General features: G+C 61.0%; 17 protein-coding genes and 3 tRNA genes. 16 read left to right on the forward strand and 4 right to left on the reverse strand.

Annotation, left to right across the window (positions count from 1 at the left end; genetic code table 11):
* The first annotated feature begins 23 nt into the window (after window positions 1-23).
* From OGL93_RS18585 to OGL93_RS18610, 6 genes are all read left to right on the forward strand, one after another.
* On the forward strand, window positions 24-1,118 hold the full coding sequence (locus tag OGL93_RS18585; protein WP_263264323.1) for an ABC transporter ATP-binding protein: 1,095 nt from the start codon (window positions 24-26) through the stop codon (window positions 1,116-1,118).
* Window positions 1,118-2,215 (forward strand): ABC transporter ATP-binding protein, encoded by a 1,098-nt coding sequence (locus tag OGL93_RS18590; RefSeq protein ID WP_263264324.1) that lies wholly within the window; start codon window positions 1,118-1,120, stop codon window positions 2,213-2,215. Before OGL93_RS18585 ends, OGL93_RS18590 begins: the two co-directional genes overlap by 1 nt.
* Window positions 2,212-3,075: a sugar ABC transporter permease gene (locus OGL93_RS18595; RefSeq protein WP_263264325.1), complete on the forward strand. Its 864-nt coding sequence runs from the start codon at window positions 2,212-2,214 to the stop codon at window positions 3,073-3,075. Before OGL93_RS18590 ends, OGL93_RS18595 begins: the two co-directional genes overlap by 4 nt.
* A gap of 4 nt (window positions 3,076-3,079) precedes the next feature.
* The gene (locus OGL93_RS18600) at window positions 3,080-3,880 is read left to right on the forward strand and encodes a carbohydrate ABC transporter permease (protein WP_263264326.1); all 801 of its coding nucleotides are present in this window, start codon (window positions 3,080-3,082) and stop codon (window positions 3,878-3,880) included.
* Window positions 3,881-3,891: 11 nt separating this feature from the next.
* Window positions 3,892-4,164, forward strand: coding sequence for a DUF2160 domain-containing protein (locus OGL93_RS18605; protein ID WP_263264327.1), 273 nt, complete (start codon window positions 3,892-3,894; stop codon window positions 4,162-4,164).
* A 67-nt stretch (window positions 4,165-4,231) separates the two neighbouring features.
* The gene (locus tag OGL93_RS18610; RefSeq protein WP_263264328.1) at window positions 4,232-5,989 is read left to right on the forward strand and encodes an ABC transporter substrate-binding protein; all 1,758 of its coding nucleotides are present in this window, start codon (window positions 4,232-4,234) and stop codon (window positions 5,987-5,989) included.
* Window positions 5,990-6,028: 39 nt separating this feature from the next.
* Here the strand turns inward: OGL93_RS18610 and folD are convergent, their stop codons facing one another.
* Entirely contained in the window at window positions 6,029-6,883 is an 855-nt protein-coding gene (folD, locus tag OGL93_RS18615; RefSeq protein ID WP_263264329.1) for a bifunctional methylenetetrahydrofolate dehydrogenase/methenyltetrahydrofolate cyclohydrolase FolD, read from the reverse strand.
* Window positions 6,884-7,161: 278 nt separating this feature from the next.
* Here folD and OGL93_RS18620 point away from each other — a divergent pair.
* From OGL93_RS18620 to OGL93_RS18635, 4 genes are all read left to right on the forward strand, one after another.
* Window positions 7,162-7,238: transfer RNA gene (locus OGL93_RS18620), tRNA-Arg, on the forward strand.
* A 45-nt stretch (window positions 7,239-7,283) separates the two neighbouring features.
* Window positions 7,284-7,359: transfer RNA gene (locus OGL93_RS18625), tRNA-His, on the forward strand.
* A 55-nt stretch (window positions 7,360-7,414) separates the two neighbouring features.
* Window positions 7,415-7,499, forward strand: a tRNA-Leu gene (locus tag OGL93_RS18630).
* Window positions 7,500-7,629: 130 nt separating this feature from the next.
* Entirely contained in the window at window positions 7,630-8,004 is a 375-nt protein-coding gene (locus tag OGL93_RS18635) for a nucleotidyltransferase domain-containing protein (protein ID WP_263264330.1), read from the forward strand.
* A gap of 12 nt (window positions 8,005-8,016) precedes the next feature.
* On the opposite strand, the gene OGL93_RS18640 is transcribed toward OGL93_RS18635, so the two are convergent.
* Window positions 8,017-8,649 (reverse strand): biliverdin-producing heme oxygenase, encoded by a 633-nt coding sequence (locus tag OGL93_RS18640; RefSeq protein WP_263264331.1) that lies wholly within the window; start codon window positions 8,647-8,649, stop codon window positions 8,017-8,019.
* A 149-nt stretch (window positions 8,650-8,798) separates the two neighbouring features.
* Between OGL93_RS18640 and tig the strand changes: the two genes are divergently transcribed.
* From tig to OGL93_RS18670, 6 genes are all read left to right on the forward strand, one after another.
* The gene (gene tig, locus OGL93_RS18645) at window positions 8,799-10,112 is read left to right on the forward strand and encodes a trigger factor (RefSeq protein ID WP_263264332.1); all 1,314 of its coding nucleotides are present in this window, start codon (window positions 8,799-8,801) and stop codon (window positions 10,110-10,112) included.
* 88 nt (window positions 10,113-10,200) lie between these two features.
* A complete protein-coding gene (gene clpP / locus OGL93_RS18650) occupies window positions 10,201-10,839 on the forward strand; it encodes an ATP-dependent Clp endopeptidase proteolytic subunit ClpP (RefSeq protein ID WP_263264333.1) in 639 nt (212 codons plus the stop codon).
* A 106-nt stretch (window positions 10,840-10,945) separates the two neighbouring features.
* Entirely contained in the window at window positions 10,946-12,229 is a 1,284-nt protein-coding gene (clpX, locus tag OGL93_RS18655) for an ATP-dependent Clp protease ATP-binding subunit ClpX (protein ID WP_263264334.1), read from the forward strand.
* 161 nt (window positions 12,230-12,390) lie between these two features.
* Entirely contained in the window at window positions 12,391-14,787 is a 2,397-nt protein-coding gene (gene lon, locus OGL93_RS18660) for an endopeptidase La (protein ID WP_263264335.1), read from the forward strand.
* Between the two features lie 201 nt (window positions 14,788-14,988).
* Entirely contained in the window at window positions 14,989-15,261 is a 273-nt protein-coding gene (locus OGL93_RS18665; protein ID WP_263264336.1) for an HU family DNA-binding protein, read from the forward strand.
* A gap of 169 nt (window positions 15,262-15,430) precedes the next feature.
* A complete protein-coding gene (locus OGL93_RS18670) occupies window positions 15,431-17,305 on the forward strand; it encodes a SurA N-terminal domain-containing protein (RefSeq protein ID WP_263264337.1) in 1,875 nt (624 codons plus the stop codon).
* A 169-nt stretch (window positions 17,306-17,474) separates the two neighbouring features.
* Here OGL93_RS18670 and fabI read toward each other — a convergent pair whose 3' ends face one another.
* Window positions 17,475-18,269, reverse strand: coding sequence for an enoyl-ACP reductase FabI (fabI, locus tag OGL93_RS18675; protein WP_263264338.1), 795 nt, complete (start codon window positions 18,267-18,269; stop codon window positions 17,475-17,477).
* Between the two features lie 19 nt (window positions 18,270-18,288).
* A complete protein-coding gene (locus OGL93_RS18680) occupies window positions 18,289-19,899 on the reverse strand; it encodes an ABC transporter ATP-binding protein (RefSeq protein ID WP_263264339.1) in 1,611 nt (536 codons plus the stop codon).
* Between the last annotated feature and the right edge of the window lies 1 nt (window position 19,900).

The raw sequence follows: 19,900 nt of genomic DNA on the forward strand, positions 1-19,900 counted from the left end.
ACTACAACAACAAGGTTGCAGCCATGACACTGGAACTGCGCAACGTATGCCGCACCGTGGACGGGCAGCGCTGGATCGATAACGCCAGCCTGCGTTTCGAAGCGGGCTCGTTCAATGTGTTGCTGGGGCGGACCCTCTCAGGCAAAACCAGCCTGATGCGGCTGATGGCAGGGCTCGATCGCCCCGATTCAGGCCAGGTATTGATGCACGGCCAGGATGTGACGGGCGTGCCGGTGCGGGCGCGCAAGGTGTCCATGGTCTACCAGCAGTTCATCAACTACCCCAACCTCACCGTCTACGAAAACATCGCCTCGCCCTTGCGCCAGGCACGGCTCGACGCGGAAGAGATCGACCAGCGCGTGAGAACCACGGCGAAGATGCTGCGCATCGAGCCGTTCCTTAAACGCTATCCGCTGGAGCTTTCCGGCGGCCAGCAGCAGCGCACCGCCATGGCCCGGGCGCTGGTCAAGGATGCGCAGCTGATCCTTTTCGATGAGCCGCTGGTGAACCTGGATTACAAGCTGCGCGAGGAGCTGCGGCTGGAAATGCGCGAGCTGTTCGCCACGCGCCATACCATCGCGGTCTACGCCACTACCGAGCCGAACGAAGCGCTGGCGCTTGGCGGTACCACGACCATCGTCCATGAGGGCCGGATCATCCAGAGCGGCGAGACTGCCCAGGTGTATCAGCGGCCCAGCGAAGTGTTGGCCGCCGAGCTGTTCTCCGAGCCACCGCTGAACCTGCTGCCAGGGCGGATCAGCGGCGGCGAAACCAGTTTCGCCGACTTCGCCCACTTCCCCCTCAATGCCGACCTGCAAGGCTTGGGGGAGGGCGCTTTCCGCTTCGGTGTGCGGCCCAGCCATATCAGCCTGGTGCCGTCCAACGATGACGACCTCGAGTTGGCCGTGACGGTGGAACTGGCCGAGATCAGCGGATCGGAAACCTTCCTGCATGTGCGCAACGACCAGTGGCGGCTGGTAGCGCATCTGCCCGGCGTGCATGAGTTCGCCGTGGACGCACCGATCAAGGTGTACATCCCCACCCATAAATTGTTCGTGTTCGAGCCCGAAGGCCGCCTGGTGCAGGCGCCAGGTCGGCGCGCGGCGAGGGTCGTCTGATGGCCGAAATTCATCTGCAGCAACTGGCCCATAGTTATGCCCGCGAGCCCTCCGGCCCCGAAGACTACGCGCTGCGCCAGCTCGATCACGTTTGGGCGCAGGGCGGTGCCTACGCTTTGCTGGGCCCCTCGGGGTGCGGCAAGTCGACCTTGCTCAATATCATCTCGGGGTTGCTTACGCCGTCTGAGGGGCAGGTGCTGTTCGACGGCAAGCGGGTGAATGAGCTAACCCCGGAAAAACGCAACATTGCCCAGGTGTTCCAGTTCCCGGTGGTGTACGACACCATGACCGTGTTCGACAACCTGGCCTTCCCGCTGCGCAACCAGGGCATGGCGGCTGACCGCGTGCGGCAGAAGGTCGAGGAAATCGCCGAGGTGCTGGAACTCACTCCGGTGCTCAGCAAGAAAGCCAAGAACCTCAGCGCCGACGAGAAGCAGAAAGTGTCCATGGGGCGTGGGCTGGTTCGTGATGACGTGTCGGCGATCCTGTTCGACGAACCCCTCACGGTGATCGACCCTCATCTGAAGTGGAAGCTGCGGCGCAAGCTCAAGCAGATCCACGAGCAGTTCAACATCACCATGGTGTATGTGACCCACGACCAGTTGGAAGCCTCGACCTTCGCCGACAAGATCGCGGTGATGTACGGCGGCCAGATCGTTCAGTTCGGCACGCCCAGAGAGTTGTTCGAGCGACCGCGACACAGCTTCGTGGGCTATTTTATCGGCAGCCCAGGCATGAACCTGATTGACGTGACCCTGCGCAATGGCAGCCTGGTCTTTGGCGACGTCGAGTTGCCGGTGCCGACGGCGCTGGCTGGGCGCATGGATCAGCTGGCCGGCCAGCGCCTGCAGCTGGGCATCCGCCCGGAGTTCGTACGGATCTGGGATGCGCCTTCCGAGCACACCTTGATGGCGCGGCTGCGCCATGTGGAAGACCTCGGTACTTACCGCATCCTTACCTTGGAGCTGGGCGGCCAGCGCCTGATGGCGCGCCTGCCTGAAGATCGCCAGCTGCCGGAAGGGGAAGTGCCGATCAGCTTCCCCGCGCCCTGGCTGATGCTCTATGCCAACGACCTGCTGGTGGAGGCGGACCAATGAACAAGGTGCCCAATAACAAAGCCTGGTGGTTGGTGGTACCAGTGTTCGTGCTGGTGGCCTTCAGCGCCATCGTGCCGATGATGACGGTGGTCAACTATTCGGTGCAGGACATCTTCGACACTTCCAGCCGCTTCTTCGTGGGCGCCGACTGGTACCGCCAAGTGCTGCAGGACCCGCGCCTGCACGACTCGCTGTTGCGCCAGTTCATCTATTCGGCCTGTGTGCTGGCCATCGAGATCCCGCTGGGCATCGCCATCGCCCTGACCATGCCCGCCAAGGGCCGGCGCGCTTCGCTGTGCCTGATCGTGATGGCCATTCCTTTGCTGATCCCGTGGAACGTGGTAGGGACCATCTGGCAGATCTTCGGCCGCGGTGACATCGGTTTGCTGGGCTGGGCCCTCAATGCCATGGGCGTGGACTACAACTATGCCTCCCATACCCGCGACGCCTGGACCACCGTGCTGATCATGGACGTGTGGCACTGGACCTCGCTGGTAGCGCTGTTGTGCTACTCCGGGCTGCGCGCCATTCCGGATGTTTACTACCAGGCTGCGCGCATCGATCGGGCGTCGGGCTGGGCGGTGTTCCGCTACATTCAGTTGCCAAAGCTCAAGAGCGTGCTGTTGATCGCAGTGATGTTGCGCTTCATGGACAGCTTCATGATCTATACCGAGCCCTTCGTGCTGACCGGCGGCGGCCCAGGCAATTCCACCACGTTCCTCAGCCAGACCCTCACGCAAATGGCGGTCGGGCAGTTCGACCTGGGGCCGGCGGCTGCGTTTTCGCTGGTGTACTTCCTGATCATTCTGCTGGTGTCCTGGCTGTTCTATACCGCCATGACCCATTCGGACCGCGACTGAGGGCATGACCATGCGCAAGACCATTCCTTTGCTGGTGTTCCTCGCGTTCCTGCTGGTGCCGATCTATTGGTTAGTGAACATGTCGTTCAAGACCAACACTGAGATTCTCAGCGGGTTGACCCTCTGGCCTCGGGACCTTACCTGGCAGAACTATCAGGTGATCTTCACCGACCCCAGCTGGTACGAGGGTTATCTGAACTCGCTGTACTACGTGTCCCTGAATACGCTCATCTCGCTGCTGGTGGCCCTGCCGGCCGCTTATGCGTTCTCCCGCTACAGGTTTCTAGGCGACAAGCACCTGTTCTTCTGGCTGCTGACCAACCGCATGTCGCCACCGGCGGTGTTTTTGCTGCCGTTCTTCCAGCTGTACTCCTCTATCGGGCTGTTCGACACGCCTTACGCGGTGGCCCTGGCCCACTGCCTGTTCAACGTGCCGCTGGCGGTGTGGATTCTCGAAGGCTTCATGTCTGGCGTACCGAAGGAAATCGACGAAACGGCGTACATCGATGGCTACAGTTTCGGCAAGTTCTTCCTGCGGATTTTCATTCCCCTGATCGGCTCGGGCATCGGTGTGACCGCGTTCTTCTGCTTCATGTTTTCCTGGGTGGAGCTGCTGCTGGCACGCACCCTCACCAGCGTCAACGCCAAGCCGATCGCTGCGGTGATGACCCGCACGGTGTCTGCTTCGGGGATCGATTGGGGGGTGCTGGCCGCGGCGGGTGTATTGACGATCTTGCCGGGCCTGCTGGTGATCTGGTTCGTTCGCAACCATGTGGCCAAGGGCTTTGCCCTTGGTCGTGTATAGGGAGTCGCAACATGAGCTGGATGGCCTGGACCCTTCCCACCGCTGTGTTCTTTATTGCCGTGGCCGTAGTGCTGGCCGCCATGACCGCGGTTGAGTTGCGCTGGCCGTGCGCCGAGCGCCGCGGCTTCTTGCCGATCGCCACCACACGTGGTGACCGGCTGTTCATCGGCCTTCTCGGCAGCGCCTATATCCACCTGGTGGTGATAGGCGCTACCGACTGGAGCATCTGGGTGGCCTCGACGCTGGCCCTGGTGTGGTTGTTGATAGTGATGCGCTGGGGCTGAACGGCCCTTGAAACGAACCGCCGCGCCAGCTCGGGCGCAGGCGTACATTCCATTCGGGAGGTTCCCCATGTTCGAGAATAAAAACAACAGGCGACAGGGCATCACGCTGGCCGCCCTGCTGGTGCTTGGCGCTTATGGTTCACAGGCGTGGGCCGACGCCTACGAGGACGCCGCGAAGAAGTGGGTCGACAGCGAATTCAAGCCTTCCACGCTTACGCCCGATCAGCAGATGGCTGAAATGAAGTGGTTCATCGATGCCGCTAAGTCATTGCGTGAGGGTGGGGTCAAGGAAATCAAGGTGGTGTCGGAGACGCTCACTACCCACGAATATGAGTCCAAGACCCTGGCCAAGGCGTTTACCGAGATCACCGGGATCAAGGTGACCCATGACCTGCTGCAAGAAGGCGATGTGGTCGAGAAGCTGCAAACCCAGATGCAGTCCGACGAGAACATCTATGACGGTTGGGTCAACGACTCCGACCTGATCGGTACCCACTTCCGTTACGGCAAGGTTGAGTCCCTGACTGACCTGATGGCTAACGAAGGTAAGAATTACACCTCGCCTACCCTGGATATCAACGACTTCATCGGCATTTCCTTCACCACGGCGCCGGACAAGAAGATCTACCAGCTGCCCGACCAGCAGTTCGCCAACCTCTATTGGTTCCGCGCAGACTGGTTCGACCGCCCGGACCTGAAAGCCAAGTTCAAGGCCAAATATGGCTATGAGCTGGGCGTGCCGGTGAACTGGTCCGCCTATGAAGACATCGCCAAGTTCTTCAGCGAAGACGTCAAGGAAATCGACGGCAAGCGGGTATACGGCCACATGGACTATGGCAAGAAAGACCCGTCCCTGGGCTGGCGCTTCACCGATGCCTGGTTCTCCATGGCCGGTGGCGGTGACAAGGGGCTGCCCAACGGGCTGCCGGTGGATGAGTGGGGTATCCGCGTGGAAGGGTGCCACCCGGCGGGCTCCAGCGTGACCCGCGGTGGCGACACCAACGGCCCAGCCGCTGTGTATGCCACGCAAAAATACATCGACTGGCTCAAGGCCTATGCACCGCCCCAGGCAGCGGGCATGACCTTCTCCGAAGCAGGCCCGGTGCCCGCCCAGGGCGCGGTGGCGCAGCAGATCTTCTGGTACACCGCTTTCACTGCCGACATGACCAAGCCTGGCCTGCCGGTGGTGAACAGCGATGGAACGCCGAAATGGCGGATGGCACCATCGCCCAAGGGGCCTTATTGGGAGGAGGGCATGAAGCTTGGGTATCAGGACACCGGCTCCTGGACCTTCTTCAAGACCACCCCCGAGAAGCAGCGCATGGCGGCCTGGCTTTACGCGCAGTTCGTCACCGCGAAGACCGTTTCGTTGAAGAAGACCATCGTTGGCCTGACGCCGATCCGCGAGTCCGATATCAACTCTCAAGCCATGACCGACCTGGCGCCCAAGCTCGGCGGCCTGGTGGAGTTCTACCGCAGCCCGGCGCGGGTGCAATGGACGCCTACCGGCACCAACGTGCCGGATTATCCGAAGCTGGCGCAGCTGTGGTGGAAGCACGTTGCAGATGCGGTAAGCGGCGAGAAAACCGCCCAGGAAGCGCTGGATGGGCTGGCCAAGGACCAGGACGCTATCCTCAGCCGCCTGGAGCGGGCCAAGGTACAGGATGCGTCCAATTGCGGGCCTAAGCTCAATGAAGAAAAGACCGCCCAGTACTGGTTCGACCAGCCTGGCGCGCCCAAGCCGAAGCTCGCCAACGAGAAGCCGCAAGGGCAGACGGTCAATTACAACGAGCTGTTGAAGTCGTGGGAGGCGGCGAAGAAGTAAGCCTTGGGGTCGCCGCCGCTGCGGCGGCGACCCCTATGGTCACGCGTGCAGGGTTTCTGCCGCGTACAGCGTGTTTTCCAGCAGGCAGGCGCGGGTCATCGGCCCGACCCCGCCTGGCACCGGCGTGATCCAGCCGGCGCGGGGCAGGGCGGTTTCATAGACCACGTCGCCTACCAGCTTGCCGTCTTCCTGCCGATTGATACCCACGTCGATCACGATCGCGCCCGGCTTGATCCATTCCCCCTTGACCAGCCCCGGCTTGCCGGCGGCGACCACTACCAGGTCGGCACGGCTGACGTGGTCGGCCAGGTCCCGGGTGAACCGGTGGGTAACGGTCACGGTGCAGCCGCCCAACAGCAATTCCATCGCCATCGGCCGCCCGACGATATTCGAAGCGCCCACCACCACGGCATTCATGCCGTACAAGTCCTGCCCGGTGCTTTCCAGCAAGGCCATGATGCCCTTGGGGGTACAGGGCCGCAGCAGCGGAATGCGCTGGGCCAGGCGGCCGACGTTATAGGGGTGGAAACCATCGACGTCCTTGTCGGGGCGAATGCGCTCGAGCAGCCCGGAGGCGTCCAGCCCGGCAGGCAGGGGCAGCTGCAGCAGGATCCCGTCGATGGCCGGATCTGCGTTCAGGCGGTCGATCAGCGCTTCGAGGTCCGCCTGCTGGGTGGTGTCCGGCAGGTCGAATGCCTGGGATATAAAGCCAACTTCTTCGCAATCCTTGCGCTTGTGGGCCACATAGACCTGGGACGCAGGATCCGTACCTACCAGGATGACGGCCAGGCCGGGAACCCGCAGCCCCTGGTCGCGGCGCTGCTCCACTCGCTGAGCGATACGCTGGCGCAGGCTGGCGGCAATTGCCTTGCCGTCGATAAGTTGTGCTGTCATGACGCGTGATAAACCATCGAAGGGGAAGAAAAGGTGCGCGCATTCTCGCATGCCGGGCGATCAGGTCAAAGGCACCACGGCTGGCGAATCCGCTAAGCCCTTTATATCAATGCACTTTTTTCTATAAAACAGTTGACGCCTGGTAGGGCCCTCTATAAGATTCGTCGCACTTGTCGGGCAGGGCCTAACGCTGGCGCAAGTGACTGCTGAAATTGCCTTGTTTTACAGGTGGTTGGCAGTGGCGGCTTTTTCACTTCAGCCCTGAAGTTGAATACCGAGCGCCCGTAGCTCAGCTGGATAGAGCATCCGCCTTCTAAGCGGATGGTCGCAGGTTCGAGTCCTGCCGGGCGCGCCATTAGGCAGCTTTGGTACTCGGCACTGAACAAGTAAATGCAATATGGTGGGCGTAGCTCAGTTGGTAGAGCGCCGGATTGTGATTCCGGTTGTCGTGGGTTCGATTCCCATCGTCCACCCCATATTTGTAGAAGGCGCCTTACGTAAGTCGGGCGCCTTTGCTTTAAGCGCGAATGCGCGGACGTGGTGAAATTGGTAGACACACTGGATTTAGGTTCCAGCGGCGCAAGCTGTAAGAGTTCGAGTCTCTTCGTCCGCACCATGTAACGAAAAAGCCGCCCTTGATGGGCGGCTTTTTCGTTTCCGCAGGCCGAGGGTGATCTAGCGGCAGACACCGTATCGCACCTTGCCAGCGCTTCTGCTACGGTCGCTCCGTAAGCAGGGAGAATTCAATGGGCTTGGTGAAAGTACAAGCGCATCTCCAGCACCGGCTTCAAGGGTTGACCGCTATTTACCTGTTCGGTAGCCAGGCGGCAGGCGAAGCGAATGCGGCAAGTGATGTCGACCTCGATGTGCTTGCTCCTGGCCGCGTGGACGTTTTACAGCTCTGGAACCCGGCGGGCGAGGTGGCTGACATCGTCAACGCCCCGGTCGATCTCGTTGATCTGTGTGCGGCCAGTACGGTCATGCAGTATCAGATCATTACCCAAGGCCGACGTTTATGGTCCAGCGGTGTACAGGCGGGCCTGTACGAAGCGTTTATCCTCAGTGAGAAAAGCGAACTTGATGCGGCAAGGGCGTGTGCGAGATTCACGATCGCCCGTTGATCATCAGCCTATCTATCTTCCTTCACCCAGCCACCGCTCGAAGGTCTGGAACCCCAGGCGCGCGCTGCTGGCGGCTGCTTCGATCTGATGCGGGGTGATCACGTCTTCCGCCAGTCGGGCAAGAAAGCCCTTCCATAATGGACCGGTCTGCGCGCCGTAGCCGTATAGCCAGTGCAGCGGCAAGGGCGCCAGGCGAGGAGATAGGCGCTTGTACAAGTAGGCGCCGCCCAGGGTAGCGCCTTCGCAGACGTAGGCGAGTCCGTAGGCCTCGGCGAGTGACGCTGGCATAGGGGCATAGGGGCATTCGGGCAAGGCCGCGGCGTCGCCGCCGAGGTCAGCCACCAGCCAGCCCGTTTTTTGTGCCCGCGCAAGGGCGGCGAAGCCCGACGGCCAAGGCAGTGATGCCTGGTATAAATGCCGCTCCACCGGGCGCATCCAGCCGATCACCCGCGCGACGTAGGCGAGGTAGTCGCTGCCGTCGAACCCCTCGCTGGTCAGCGGTGAGGCGGCATCCAGCGCTGCATGCAGATCCCGGGTGGCTTGGCGTAGCGCCGCGAGGGCGGGGGATGTATCCGAGGCGATGATGGCGCTCTCCGGCAGTAAATGAGGCCGCCGAGGATAGCAGCCTGATCGGCGGCCGCCCACCGCGAGGATGGGCGCGCCGGGCAGGGGATTGCCCCTTGTTTTACTGGCTTATCGAGTAGGGTGACTTCTGGCAATCGAGCCACTAGAATGCTTGCCCTTGATCTGGAGTCGGGAATCGCCGGCTATCGTCTGTGCAACGAGGAATATCCATGCAAGTTTCTGTTGAAAACACTTCCGCGCTCGAGCGCCGCATGACCATCGGCGTTCCCGCCGAGCGCATCGAGACCGAAGTCAACAAGCGTCTGCAACAGACTGCCCGTCGCGCCAAGGTCCCAGGCTTCCGCCCTGGCAAGGTGCCGATGAGCGTGATCCGCCAGCGCTATGAAGCCGCCGCCCGCCAGGAAGCCCTGGGCGACCTGATCCAGGCGACCTTCTACGAAGCCGTGGTCGAGCAGAAGCTGAACCCGGCTGGCCAGCCGTCCGTCGAGCCTAAAGTGTTCGAAAAAGGCAAAGACCTCGAATACGTCGCCACTTTCGAAGTGTTCCCTGAATTCACCGTTGCCGGTTTCGAAGGCATCAAGGTCGAGCGCCACAGCGCCGAAGTGAACGATGCCGACGTGGACAACATGCTGGACATCCTGCGCAAGCAGAACGTTCGCTACGAGACCGCCGAACGTGAAGCGCAGAACGAAGACCAACTGAACATCGACTTCGCCGGCAAGATCGACGGCGAAGCCTTCGCTGGTGGTTCGGCCACCGGTACCCAGCTGGTGCTGGGCTCCGGTCGCATGATCCCAGGCTTCGAAGACGGCCTGGTCGGCGCCAAGGCCGGTGAAGAGCGCGTGCTGAACGTGACCTTCCCCGAGGACTACCAGAACCTCGACCTGGCCGGCAAAGCTGCCGAGTTCACCGTCAAGGTCAACAGCGTAGCCGCGCCGACCCTGCCTGAGCTGAGCGACGAATTCTTCGCCCAATTCGGTATCAAGGAAGGCGGCCTGGAAGGCTTCCGCGCCGAAGTGCGCAAGAACATGGAGCGCGAACTGCGCCAGGCGATCAAGGCCAAGGTGAAGAACCAGGTCATGGACGGCTTGCTCGAAAGCAACCCGATCGAAGCGCCGAAAGCCCTGCTGTCCAACGAAGTGGACCGCCTGCGTGTACAAGCGGTGCAGCAGTTCGGTGGCAACATCAAGCCCGAGCAGCTTCCTGCCGAACTGTTCGAGGAACAGGCACGTCGCCGCGTGGTGCTCGGCCTGATCGTCGCCGAAGTGGTCAAGCAGTTCGAGCTCAAGCCAGACGACGCCCGCGTGCGTGAGCTGATCCAGGAAATGGCTTCGGCCTACCAGGAGCCAGAGCAGGTCGTGAGCTGGTACTACAAGAACGACCAGCAGATGAACGAAGTCCGTTCGGTTGTGCTGGAAGAACAAGTTGTGGATACTGTCTTGCAGAAAGCTAGTGTGACTGACAAAGCGGTCTCTTACGAAGAAGCGGTAAAACCGGCCCAGGCGGCGCCTGAAGCCGCGTAAAACGGCCCAGCTTCGGAATAACCATAAGCCAGCCTTCGCGCTGGCTTATGCGTATCTAAGGCATGACTAATTGGGAGTGAGTGCAGGCATGTCCCGCAATTCTTATATTCAGAGCTCTGACATCCAGGCCGCTGGCGGCCTGGTCCCGATGGTTATCGAGCAGTCCGCGCGTGGCGAACGCGCTTATGACATCTACTCACGCCTCCTCAAGGAGCGGGTGATCTTCCTCATCGGGCCGGTCGAAGACTACATGGCCAACCTGGTAGCAGCACAGTTGCTGTTCCTCGAGGCAGAGAACCCCGACAAGGATATCCATCTGTATATCAACTCACCGGGCGGCTCGGTAACCGCTGGGATGTCGATCTACGACACCATGCAGTTCATCAAGCCGGACGTTTCCACCATCTGCATCGGCCAAGCTTGCAGCATGGGTGCGTTCCTGCTGGCGGGCGGTGCCAAAGGCAAGCGCTATTGCCTGCCGAACTCGCGGATGATGATTCACCAGCCATTGGGCGGGTTCCAGGGGCAGGCTTCGGACATCGATATCCATGCCCGGGAGATCCTCTCCATCCGTGCTCGCTTGAATGAATTGCTCGCCTATCACACGGGCCAGGCAATCGAAACCATCGAGCAAGACACCAACCGCGACAACTTCATGAGCGCAGCGCGCGCGGCCGAGTACGGTCTCGTTGACTCGGTTCTCGACAAGCGGCAAATGCCCGCGTAAATAGGCTTGAATCCTGTGTGGCGGAATATCCCGCCCTTCGCGGGCTTGAAAAAGCCCGCAATTGCCTTCATCTTGTGTTTCAAGCCTACAGGATTGGATAGATCGAATGACTGACACCCGCAACGGCGAGGACAACGGCAAACTGCTCTATTGCTCCTTCTGCGGCAAAAGCCAGCATGAAGTGCGCAAGTTGATTGCCGGCCCCTCGGTCTTCATCTGTGACGAGTGCGTCGACCTGTGCAACGACATCATCCGCGAGGAGGTGCAAGAGGCACAGGCAGAGAGCAGCACCCACAAGTTGCCATCGCCCAAGGAAATCAGCGGCATTCTCGACCAGTACGTTATCGGTCAGCAGCGTGCCAAGAAGGTCCTTGCAGTCGCGGTGTACAACCACTACAAGCGGCTGAACCAGCGCGACAAGAAAAACGACGACGTAGAACTTGGCAAGAGCAACATCCTGCTCATCGGGCCAACGGGCTCGGGCAAGACCCTGCTTGCCGAAACCCTTGCTCGTCTGCTCAATGTTCCTTTCACCATCGCCGACGCTACCACGTTGACCGAAGCGGGCTATGTGGGCGAGGACGTCGAGAACATTATTCAAAAGCTCCTGCAGAAGTGCGATTACGATGTAGAAAAAGCCCAGATGGGCATCGTCTACATCGATGAGATCGACAAGATTTCGCGCAAGTCGGACAACCCCTCGATCACCCGCGACGTATCGGGTGAGGGCGTCCAGCAGGCGTTGCTCAAGCTTATCGAAGGCACCGTCGCCTCGGTGCCGCCGCAAGGCGGTCGCAAGCATCCCCAGCAAGAGTTCCTGCAGGTGGACACGCGCAACATTCTGTTCATTTGCGGCGGTGCATTCTCCGGCCTGGAGAAGGTCATCCAGAATCGCTCCACCAAGGGCGGCATCGGCTTCAATGCCGAAGTCCGCAGCCGGGAGGAGGGTAAGAAAGTTGGTGAATCCTTGCGTGAGGTGGAGCCGGACGATCTGGTTAAGTTTGGCCTGATTCCGGAATTCGTCGGCCGTCTGCCGGTACTGGCTACCCTCGACGAACTCGACGAGGCGGCGCTGGTGCAAATTCTGACCGAGCCGAAGAACGCGCTGTCCAAACAGTACGGCAAGCTCTTCGAGATGGAAGGGGTGGATCTGGAGTTCCGCAGCGACGCGCTCAAGTCCGTGGCTCGCAAGGCTCTGGAACGCAAAACCGGCGCCCGTGGGTTGCGTTCGATCCTCGAAGGCGTACTGCTGGACACCATGTACGAAATTCCTTCGCAGAAGGAAGTCAGCAAGGTGGTGATCGACGAAAGCGTGATCGACGGTACCTCCAAGCCGCTGTTGATTTACGAGAACAGCGAGCCGCCTGCCAAGGCAGCGCCCGATGCGTGATTCGCGCATTGCCTGCTTGCTGGGCTGAGCGATTGCAGAAAGGGCCTTCGGGCCCTTTTTTTGTTCAGGCCCGACGCTTGTTTTTTCCCGAGGCTACCCCAAGATTAGCCTCAGGCTTATTTCATCTGTGAGCGGCCCCGCGCCGCTGAAGAGGCGAAACCATGAAGACGACCATCGAATTGCCTCTCCTGCCATTGCGTGATGTGGTGGTCTATCCGCATATGGTGATCCCACTGTTCGTGGGACGCGAGAAATCCATCGAAGCCCTTGAGGCGGCGATGACCGGCGAAAAACAGATTCTGCTGCTGGCCCAACGCAACCCGGGAGATGACGATCCAGGCAAGGACGCGCTCTACCGTGTGGGCACCGTGGCCACTGTCCTGCAACTGCTCAAGCTCCCCGACGGCACCGTGAAGGTGCTGGTAGAAGGCGAACAACGTGGTGCTGTCGAAAAGTTCATCGAGGTAGACGGGCATGTTCGGGCCAAGGTGAGCCTGATCGACGAAAATCCCGCGCCTGACCGTGAGGCCGAAGTGTTCGTGCGCAGCCTGCTGTCGCAGTTCGAACAGTATGTGCAACTGGGCAAGAAGGTTCCGGCCGAGGTGCTTTCGTCGCTCAACAGCATTGATGAACCCGGGCGCCTGGTCGATACCATGGCCGCTCACATGGCGCTGAAGATCGAGCAGAAGCAGGAAATTCTAGAAATCATCGATCTGTCTGCCCGGGTAGAGCGCGTGCTCGCCTTGCTGGACGCCGAGATCGACCTGCTGCAAGTGGAAAAACGCATCCGCGGGCGCGTGAAGAAGCAGATGGAGCGCAGCCAGCGCGAGTACTACCTCAACGAGCAAATGAAGGCCATCCAGAAGGAACTGGGCGACGGCGATGAGGGGCACAATGAAGTCGAGGAGCTGAAAAAGCGCATCGAGGCTGCCGGGTTGCCAAAGGACGCCATGGCGAAGGCTAATGCCGAGCTGAACAAGCTCAAGCAGATGTCGCCAATGTCGGCCGAAGCGACCGTGGTCCGCTCCTATATCGACTGGCTGGCTCAAGTGCCGTGGAAGGCTCAGAGCAAGGTCCGGCTGGACCTGGCCCGCGCCGAACAGATCCTCGACGCCGATCACTACGGCCTGGAGGAAGTGAAGGAACGCATCCTCGAATACCTCGCCGTGCAAAAGCGTGTGAAGAAAATCCGCGGCCCGGTGTTGTGCCTGGTAGGGCCGCCTGGGGTAGGCAAGACGTCCCTGGCTGAATCCATCGCCAATGCCACCAACCGTAAATTCGTGCGCATGGCGCTGGGCGGGGTACGTGACGAAGCCGAAATCCGTGGGCACCGCCGGACCTACATCGGTTCGATGCCTGGGCGACTGATCCAGAAGATGACCAAGGTCGGGGTACGCAACCCGCTGTTCCTGCTCGATGAAATCGACAAGATGGGCAGCGACATGCGCGGCGATCCGGCTTCGGCGCTGCTCGAAGTACTCGACCCGGAACAGAACCACAGCTTTAACGACCACTACTTGGAAGTGGACTACGACCTGTCGGATGTGATGTTCCTGTGCACCTCCAACTCGATGAACATTCCACCGGCCCTGCTGGACCGCATGGAAGTGATCCGCCTGCCGGGTTATACCGAGGACGAGAAGATCAACATCGCGACCCGCTACCTCACGCCCAAGCAGGTCGCTGCCAACGGGCTGAAGAAGTCCGAGCTTGAGATCGATACTCAGGCCATTCGCGACATCATTCGCTATTACACCCGCGAGGCTGGCGTGCGTGGCCTGGAGCGGCAGATCGCGAAGATTTGCCGCAAGGTAGTCAAGGAGCATGCCCAAGCAAAGAATGTGGCGGTCAAGGTGACCCCGGATTCGCTCGAGCACCTGCTAGGGGTGCGCAAGTTCCGTTATGGCCTGGCCGAGCAACAGGATCAGGTCGGCCAGGTCACGGGCCTTGCCTGGACCCAGGTCGGTGGCGAGCTGCTGACTATCGAAGCGGCCGTGGTGCCAGGGAAGGGTCAGTTGATCAAGACTGGCTCGTTGGGCGATGTGATGGGCGAATCCATCACCGCGGCCCTGACCGTCGTGCGCAGCCGGGCGAAGAGCCTGGGGATTCCACTGGACTTCCACGAAAAGCGCGACACCCATATCCACATGCCGGAAGGCGCCACGCCCAAGGATGGCCCAAGCGCTGGCATCGGCATGTGCACGGCGGTGGTATCGGCCCTTACGCAGATTCCGGTACGTGCCGATGTGGCCATGACCGGTGAAATCACCCTGCGCGGCCAGGTGCTGGCGATCGGTGGATTGAAGGAAAAACTGTTGGCCGCTCATCGCGGTGGAATCAAGACAGTGATCATCCCCGAGGAAAACGTGCGCGACCTCAAGGAAATTCCAGACAATATCAAGCAGGATCTGCAGATCAAGCCTGTCAAATGGATTGACGAGGTCCTCCAAATTGCGCTGCAATACGCCCCTGAGCCCTTGCCCGACGTGGCTCCCGAGATAGTTGCAAAAGATGACAAGCGCGACGCTGAATCCAAGGAGCGAATCAGTACGCACTAAGGGTCGTACGAGAAGTCGGCGAGTGTAGCCACTTGTCGTATAAGGCCTGGGAAGCCGTTGTACGGGGGGCTTCCTTGACAGAATTCCAGAGCCGCCGTTACAGCGCGGCTCCTTTCTTGTCGGTGGCACATCCGGCGTTAGTTTTACCGATCGAAAAAAAATATTCAGAAATAACTCAATAGAGATATAAGGGGACTTAGAGTGAACAAGTCGGAACTGATCGATGCCATCGCCGCATCCGCTGATATCCCGAAAGCCGTTGCAGGCAGAGCGCTGGACGCTGTAATCGACACCGTGACCGGTGCCCTGCAGTCTGGCGATACCGTGGTACTCGTCGGTTTCGGTACCTTCGCCGTTAAAGAACGCGCCGCCCGCACCGGTCGCAATCCGCAAACCGGCAAGGCGATCAAGATCAACGCCGCCAAGGTTCCTAGCTTCAAGCCAGGCAAGGGCCTGAAAGACGCCGTCAACTGACCTCCGGGCCAGGCCTAGGCAGGCCAGGCGCGGTCGGCCAAGGCGCCTCGGTCGCACAGCGGCGGTGGCGTTGGTTACGCAAGTAACGAGAAGGCGCATCCTCGGATGCGCCTTTTTCATATCAGGTTCTGGGCGGTCGGGGTTGTAGCTGGCCGTTGCTGGGGGAAGCATGCTTCAAAACATAAGGGACAATTCACAGGGCTGGATTGCCAAGACCATCATCGGCGTCATCGTGGTGCTGATGGCGCTGACTGGCTTCGACGCGATTTTTCGCGCCACCAGCCACAGCCAGGATGCCGCCAAGGTAAACGGCGACACCATCAGCCAGACAGAGCTTGGCCAGGCCGTCGAAATGCAGCGGCGCCAACTGATGCAGCAGCTGGGGCGGGAATTCGATCCTTCGTTGCTCGACGACAAGATGCTGCGCGAGGCCGCGCTCAAGGGCTTGATCGATCGCAAGCTGCTGCTGCAAGGGGCCCACGATTCCGGCTTCGCCTTCTCCGACGCGGCCGTCGACCAGGAAATTCTGCAAACGCCGCTGTTCCAGGAAGGCGGCAAATTCAGCGCGGAGCGTTTCGATCAGTTCGTCCGTCAGCAGGGTTTCACCCGGATGCAATTCCGCCAGATGCTCGCTGAGGAAATGTTGATTTCCCAACTGCGGGCCGGGCTGGCAGCGAGCAGTTTCGTCACCGATGACGAAGTGATCGCATACGCTCGCCTCAACAAGCAAACTCGCGACTTCGCCAGCCTCACCTTCAAGGCGGACCCTTCTGCCATCAAGGTCAGCGATGGGGACGTGAAAACCTACTACGACGCCCACGCCAAAGAGTTCATGAGCCCTGACCAGGTGGTGATCGACTATATCGAATTGAAGAAATCCGCGTTCTTCGATCAGGTCAAGGTCAGCGACGCCGACCTGCAGGCGCAGTACCAGAAGGAAATTGCCCACCTGGCAGAGCAGCGGCGTGCGGCTCACATCCTGATAGAGGTGAACGACAAGGTCACCGACGAGCAGGCCAAGGCTCGCATCAACGAGATCCAGCAACGCCTGGCCAAGGGTGAAGACTTCGCCAAGGTCGCCAAGGAAACGTCCCAGGATCCGGGCTCGGCCGCCAACGGCGGTGACCTGGGTTACGCGGGCAAGGGCGTGTATGACGAAGCCTTCGAAACGGCCTTGTACGCGCTCAAGCCGAATGAAACCTCGGCGCCGGTGCGTACCCAATACGGTTATCACCTGATCAAGCTGCTCGGCGTTCAGGCGCCGGAGGTGCCGACCTTCGCTAGCCTCAAGGACAAGCTCACCCGCGAGCTCAAGACCCAGCAGGTCGAGCAGCGCTATGTTGAAGCGAGCAAGAAGCTCGAGGACGCTGCCTTCGAAGCTTCCGACCTGTCCCAGCCCGCCCAGGACCTGGGCTTGACCGTGCAAACGTCGCAGCCTTTCGGCCGTGACGGAGGCGCGGAAGGCATCACGGCCAACCGTGGGGTAATCCAGGCTGCGTTCAGCCAGGAAGTGCTTGAAGAAGGCGCTAACAGCAGCGCGATCGAACTGGACCCGGACACCACCGTTGTGGTGCGCGCCAAGGAGCATCGCAAGCCAGCCCAGCTGTCGCTGGAAGCGGTGAGCGAGCCGATCCGCAGGGAATTAGCCCGTGAACGCGCCGCCGAGGCCGTGAAAGCCAAGGGCGATGCCTTGGTTGCGGGTTTGCGCGACGGTAAGGTCGCCCTGGCTCCGACTCAGGAAGGGCAGGCCTGGAAGACCGTGGAAGCGGCCAGTCGCAACCAGGAAGGGTTCGACGCCGCCGTGCTCAACGCGGTGTTCCAGATGCCCAAGCCAACCGCCAAGGGGCAGCCGACCTTCGCCAGCGTCTCCTTGCGCGACGGCAGTCTGGTAGTACTGCGCCTCAATGGTGTGAACGAAGGCGCGGCCCCCACCGACCAAGAGAAGACCACTTACCGTCAGGCACTCGCTTCGCGCCAAGGGCAAATGGACTTCGCTGCATATCGCAAACTGTTGGAAGCCAAAGCTGAGGTGAAGCGCTACTGATCGCGCTCACACCGCTTGCAAAAGGGTCGCCTCGGCGGCCCTTTTTGTTTACGTCGCCCGGTTGCCTGTAAACCGTGCTGCCATGGGGCGGGCAAGGTGAATCCACAGGTGCGCCGTCCGCAATGAAAAAGGCCGCATAAGCGGCCTTTTTCATCAGGGTAGTAACCGATTACTCGGTGAGGTCACCCATGGCGGTGGTGTTGAAGCCACCGTCAACGTACATGATTTCGCCACTCACGCCCGAAGCGAGGTCCGAGCACAGGAAAGCGCCAGCGTTGCCCACTTCCTCGATGGTGACGTTGCGGCGCAACGGCGTCTGCGCTTCGTTGGCGTCGAGCATCTTGCGGAAGTTCTTGATCCCCGACGCTGCGAGGGTGCGGATGGGGCCGGCGGAAATGGCATTCACGCGGATGCCGTCGGCGCCAAGGCTGCGAGCCAGGTAGCGTACGCCTGCTTCCAGGCTGGCCTTGGCCATGCCCATCACGTTGTAGTTAGGCATGGTGCGCTCGGCGCCCAGGTAGGACAGCGTCAGCAGGCTGCCGTTGCGGCCCTGCATCAGCTCACGCCCGGCCTTGGCCAGCGCGACGAAGCTGTAGGCGCTGATGTCGTGGGCGATGCGGAAGCCTTCACGGGTGGTAGCGCTGGTAAAGTCGCCGTCGAGCTGGTCGCCAGGGGCGAAACCCACCGAGTGGACGATACAGTCCAGGCCGTCCCATTTCTTCGCCAGCGCCTCGAACACCTTGGCGATCTCTTCATCGTTCGCCACGTCGCAAGGGAAGCACAGCTCCGGGCTGGAGCCCCAGCCGCTGGCGAATTCCTCGACGCGCCCCTTGAGCTTGTCGTTCTGGTAGGTGAAGGCCAGCTCCGCACCTTCGCGGTGCATCGCTGCGGCGATACCCGATGCGATGGACAACTTGCTCGCAACACCGACGATCAGTACGCGCTTACCGGCGAGAAAACCCATGTGTTCGTTCCTCTTCTCATTAATCGACAGCTACTGGGGCCAGGAAGGCTGCTTCCAGTAGCTGTTGGGTATAGGGGTGTTGCGGCGCGGCGAAAATCGCCGCCGCCTCCCCTTGTTCTACGACCTGGCCCTGCTTCATGACCACCAATTGATGGCTCAGCGCCTTGACCACGGCCAGGTCATGGCTGATGAACAAATATGTCAGGCCGTGCCGGGCCTGCAACGATCGCAACAGTTCCACCACTTGCCGTTGTACCGTGCGGTCCAGCGCCGAGGTCGGCTCGTCCAGCACGATCAACGCCGGTTGCAGGACCAGCGCCCGGGCAATAGCGATACGCTGCCGTTGCCCTCCGGAAAATTCGTGAGGGTAACGGTGGCGAGTATCCGGGTCCAGGCCTACTTCCCGTAATACGGCAATGATCGCCGCCTGCTGCTCCTGCGGCGTACCCATGCCATGGATGCGCAACCCCTCGCCGACGATCTGCCCAACGCTCATGCGCGGGCTGAGGCTGCCGAAGGGATCCTGGAAGACCACCTGCAGTTCACGCCGCAGCGGCCGGACCCCGGCCCTGCCCAGCCCTTGCAAGTCCGTGCCATGGAAGCGGATGCCACCTTGGCTGTGGATCAGCCGCAGGATCGCCAGGCCCAGGGTGGACTTGCCCGAACCGCTTTCTCCCACCACGCCCAGGGTCTGGCCCTTACGCAGTTGAAAACTGATGCCGTCCACCGCCTTGATATGGTCCGTGGTGCGTCGCAACAGCCCTTTGCGCACCGGAAACCACACCTTGAGGTCACGCACCTCGAGCAGTGCATCGCTCGGCGGGTTGTTCGCCGGTACGCCGGCGGGCTCGGCAGCCAACAGCTCCCGGGTATACGGATGTTGTGGCTGGCGAAACAATTGTTCACATGCTGCCTGTTCGACGATGCGACCGCGCTGCATGACACATACGCGGTGGGCAATTCTTCGCACCAGGTTCAGATCGTGGCTGATCAGCAACATGGCCATGCCCAGGCGGGCCTGCAATGATTTAAGCAGGTCGAGGATCCGCAGTTGCACCGTGACGTCCAGCGCTGTGGTGGGCTCGTCGGCGATCAGCAGCTCAGGTTCGTTGGCCAACGCCATGGCGATCATCACCCGCTGGCGCTGGCCGCCAGACAGCTCGTGCGGCAGCGCACGCAAGCGCCTGGCGGGCTCTGGGATGCCGACCAGCGTTAGCAGTTCCAGGATGCGCTCGCGCGCCGCCGGCCCTACCAGCCCCTTGTGCAACGCGAGCACTTCGGCGATCTGCCGTTCTACCGATTGCAGCGGATTGAGCGAGGTCATCGGCTCCTGGAAGATCATCGCGATGCGGTTCCCGCGAATGCCTTGCAACGTGCGCTCGGAGGCATGCAGGAGGTCTTGCCCGGCGTAGCGGATTTCCCCACTGGGGTGACGGGCAGCTGGATAGGGCAGCAAGCGCAGGATCGAGTGCGCGGTGACCGATTTGCCCGAACCGCTTTCGCCTACCAGGGCAAGGGTTTCGCCACGACGGATATCGAAGCTCACGCCCGCGACGGCGCGGTGTACCTGCTCGCCGCCATGAAACTCGACGGCCAGGTCGCGGATTTCGATCAGGGGGTCGGCTGTCATG

The organism is Pseudomonas sp. RIT-PI-S, assembly GCF_025642975.1.
Classification (GTDB): domain Bacteria; phylum Pseudomonadota; class Gammaproteobacteria; order Pseudomonadales; family Pseudomonadaceae; genus Aquipseudomonas.

Bases quoted from the DNA above. Each gene is read 5' to 3' on its own strand.
- clpX (WP_263264334.1), top strand. From the start codon at position 10,946: ATGACTGACACCCGCAACGGCGAGGACAACGGCAAACTGCTCTATTGC.
- OGL93_RS18610 (WP_263264328.1), top strand. From the start codon at position 4,232: ATGTTCGAGAATAAAAACAACAGGCGACAGGGCATCACGCTGGCCGCC.
- OGL93_RS18585 (WP_263264323.1), top strand. From the start codon at position 24: ATGACACTGGAACTGCGCAACGTATGCCGCACCGTGGACGGGCAGCGC.
- OGL93_RS18605 (WP_263264327.1), top strand. From the start codon at position 3,892: ATGAGCTGGATGGCCTGGACCCTTCCCACCGCTGTGTTCTTTATTGCC.
- OGL93_RS18590 (WP_263264324.1), top strand. From the start codon at position 1,118: ATGGCCGAAATTCATCTGCAGCAACTGGCCCATAGTTATGCCCGCGAG.
- OGL93_RS18635 (WP_263264330.1), top strand. From the start codon at position 7,630: ATGGGCTTGGTGAAAGTACAAGCGCATCTCCAGCACCGGCTTCAAGGG.
- OGL93_RS18670 (WP_263264337.1), top strand. From the start codon at position 15,431: ATGCTTCAAAACATAAGGGACAATTCACAGGGCTGGATTGCCAAGACC.
- folD (WP_263264329.1), bottom strand. From the start codon at position 6,883: ATGACAGCACAACTTATCGACGGCAAGGCAATTGCCGCCAGCCTGCGC.
- fabI (WP_263264338.1), bottom strand. From the start codon at position 18,269: ATGGGTTTTCTCGCCGGTAAGCGCGTACTGATCGTCGGTGTTGCGAGC.
- OGL93_RS18680 (WP_263264339.1), bottom strand. From the start codon at position 19,899: ATGACAGCCGACCCCCTGATCGAAATCCGCGACCTGGCCGTCGAGTTT.
- lon (WP_263264335.1), top strand. From the start codon at position 12,391: ATGAAGACGACCATCGAATTGCCTCTCCTGCCATTGCGTGATGTGGTG.
- OGL93_RS18600 (WP_263264326.1), top strand. From the start codon at position 3,080: ATGACCATGCGCAAGACCATTCCTTTGCTGGTGTTCCTCGCGTTCCTG.
- OGL93_RS18595 (WP_263264325.1), top strand. From the start codon at position 2,212: ATGAACAAGGTGCCCAATAACAAAGCCTGGTGGTTGGTGGTACCAGTG.
- clpP (WP_263264333.1), top strand. From the start codon at position 10,201: ATGTCCCGCAATTCTTATATTCAGAGCTCTGACATCCAGGCCGCTGGC.
- tig (WP_263264332.1), top strand. From the start codon at position 8,799: ATGCAAGTTTCTGTTGAAAACACTTCCGCGCTCGAGCGCCGCATGACC.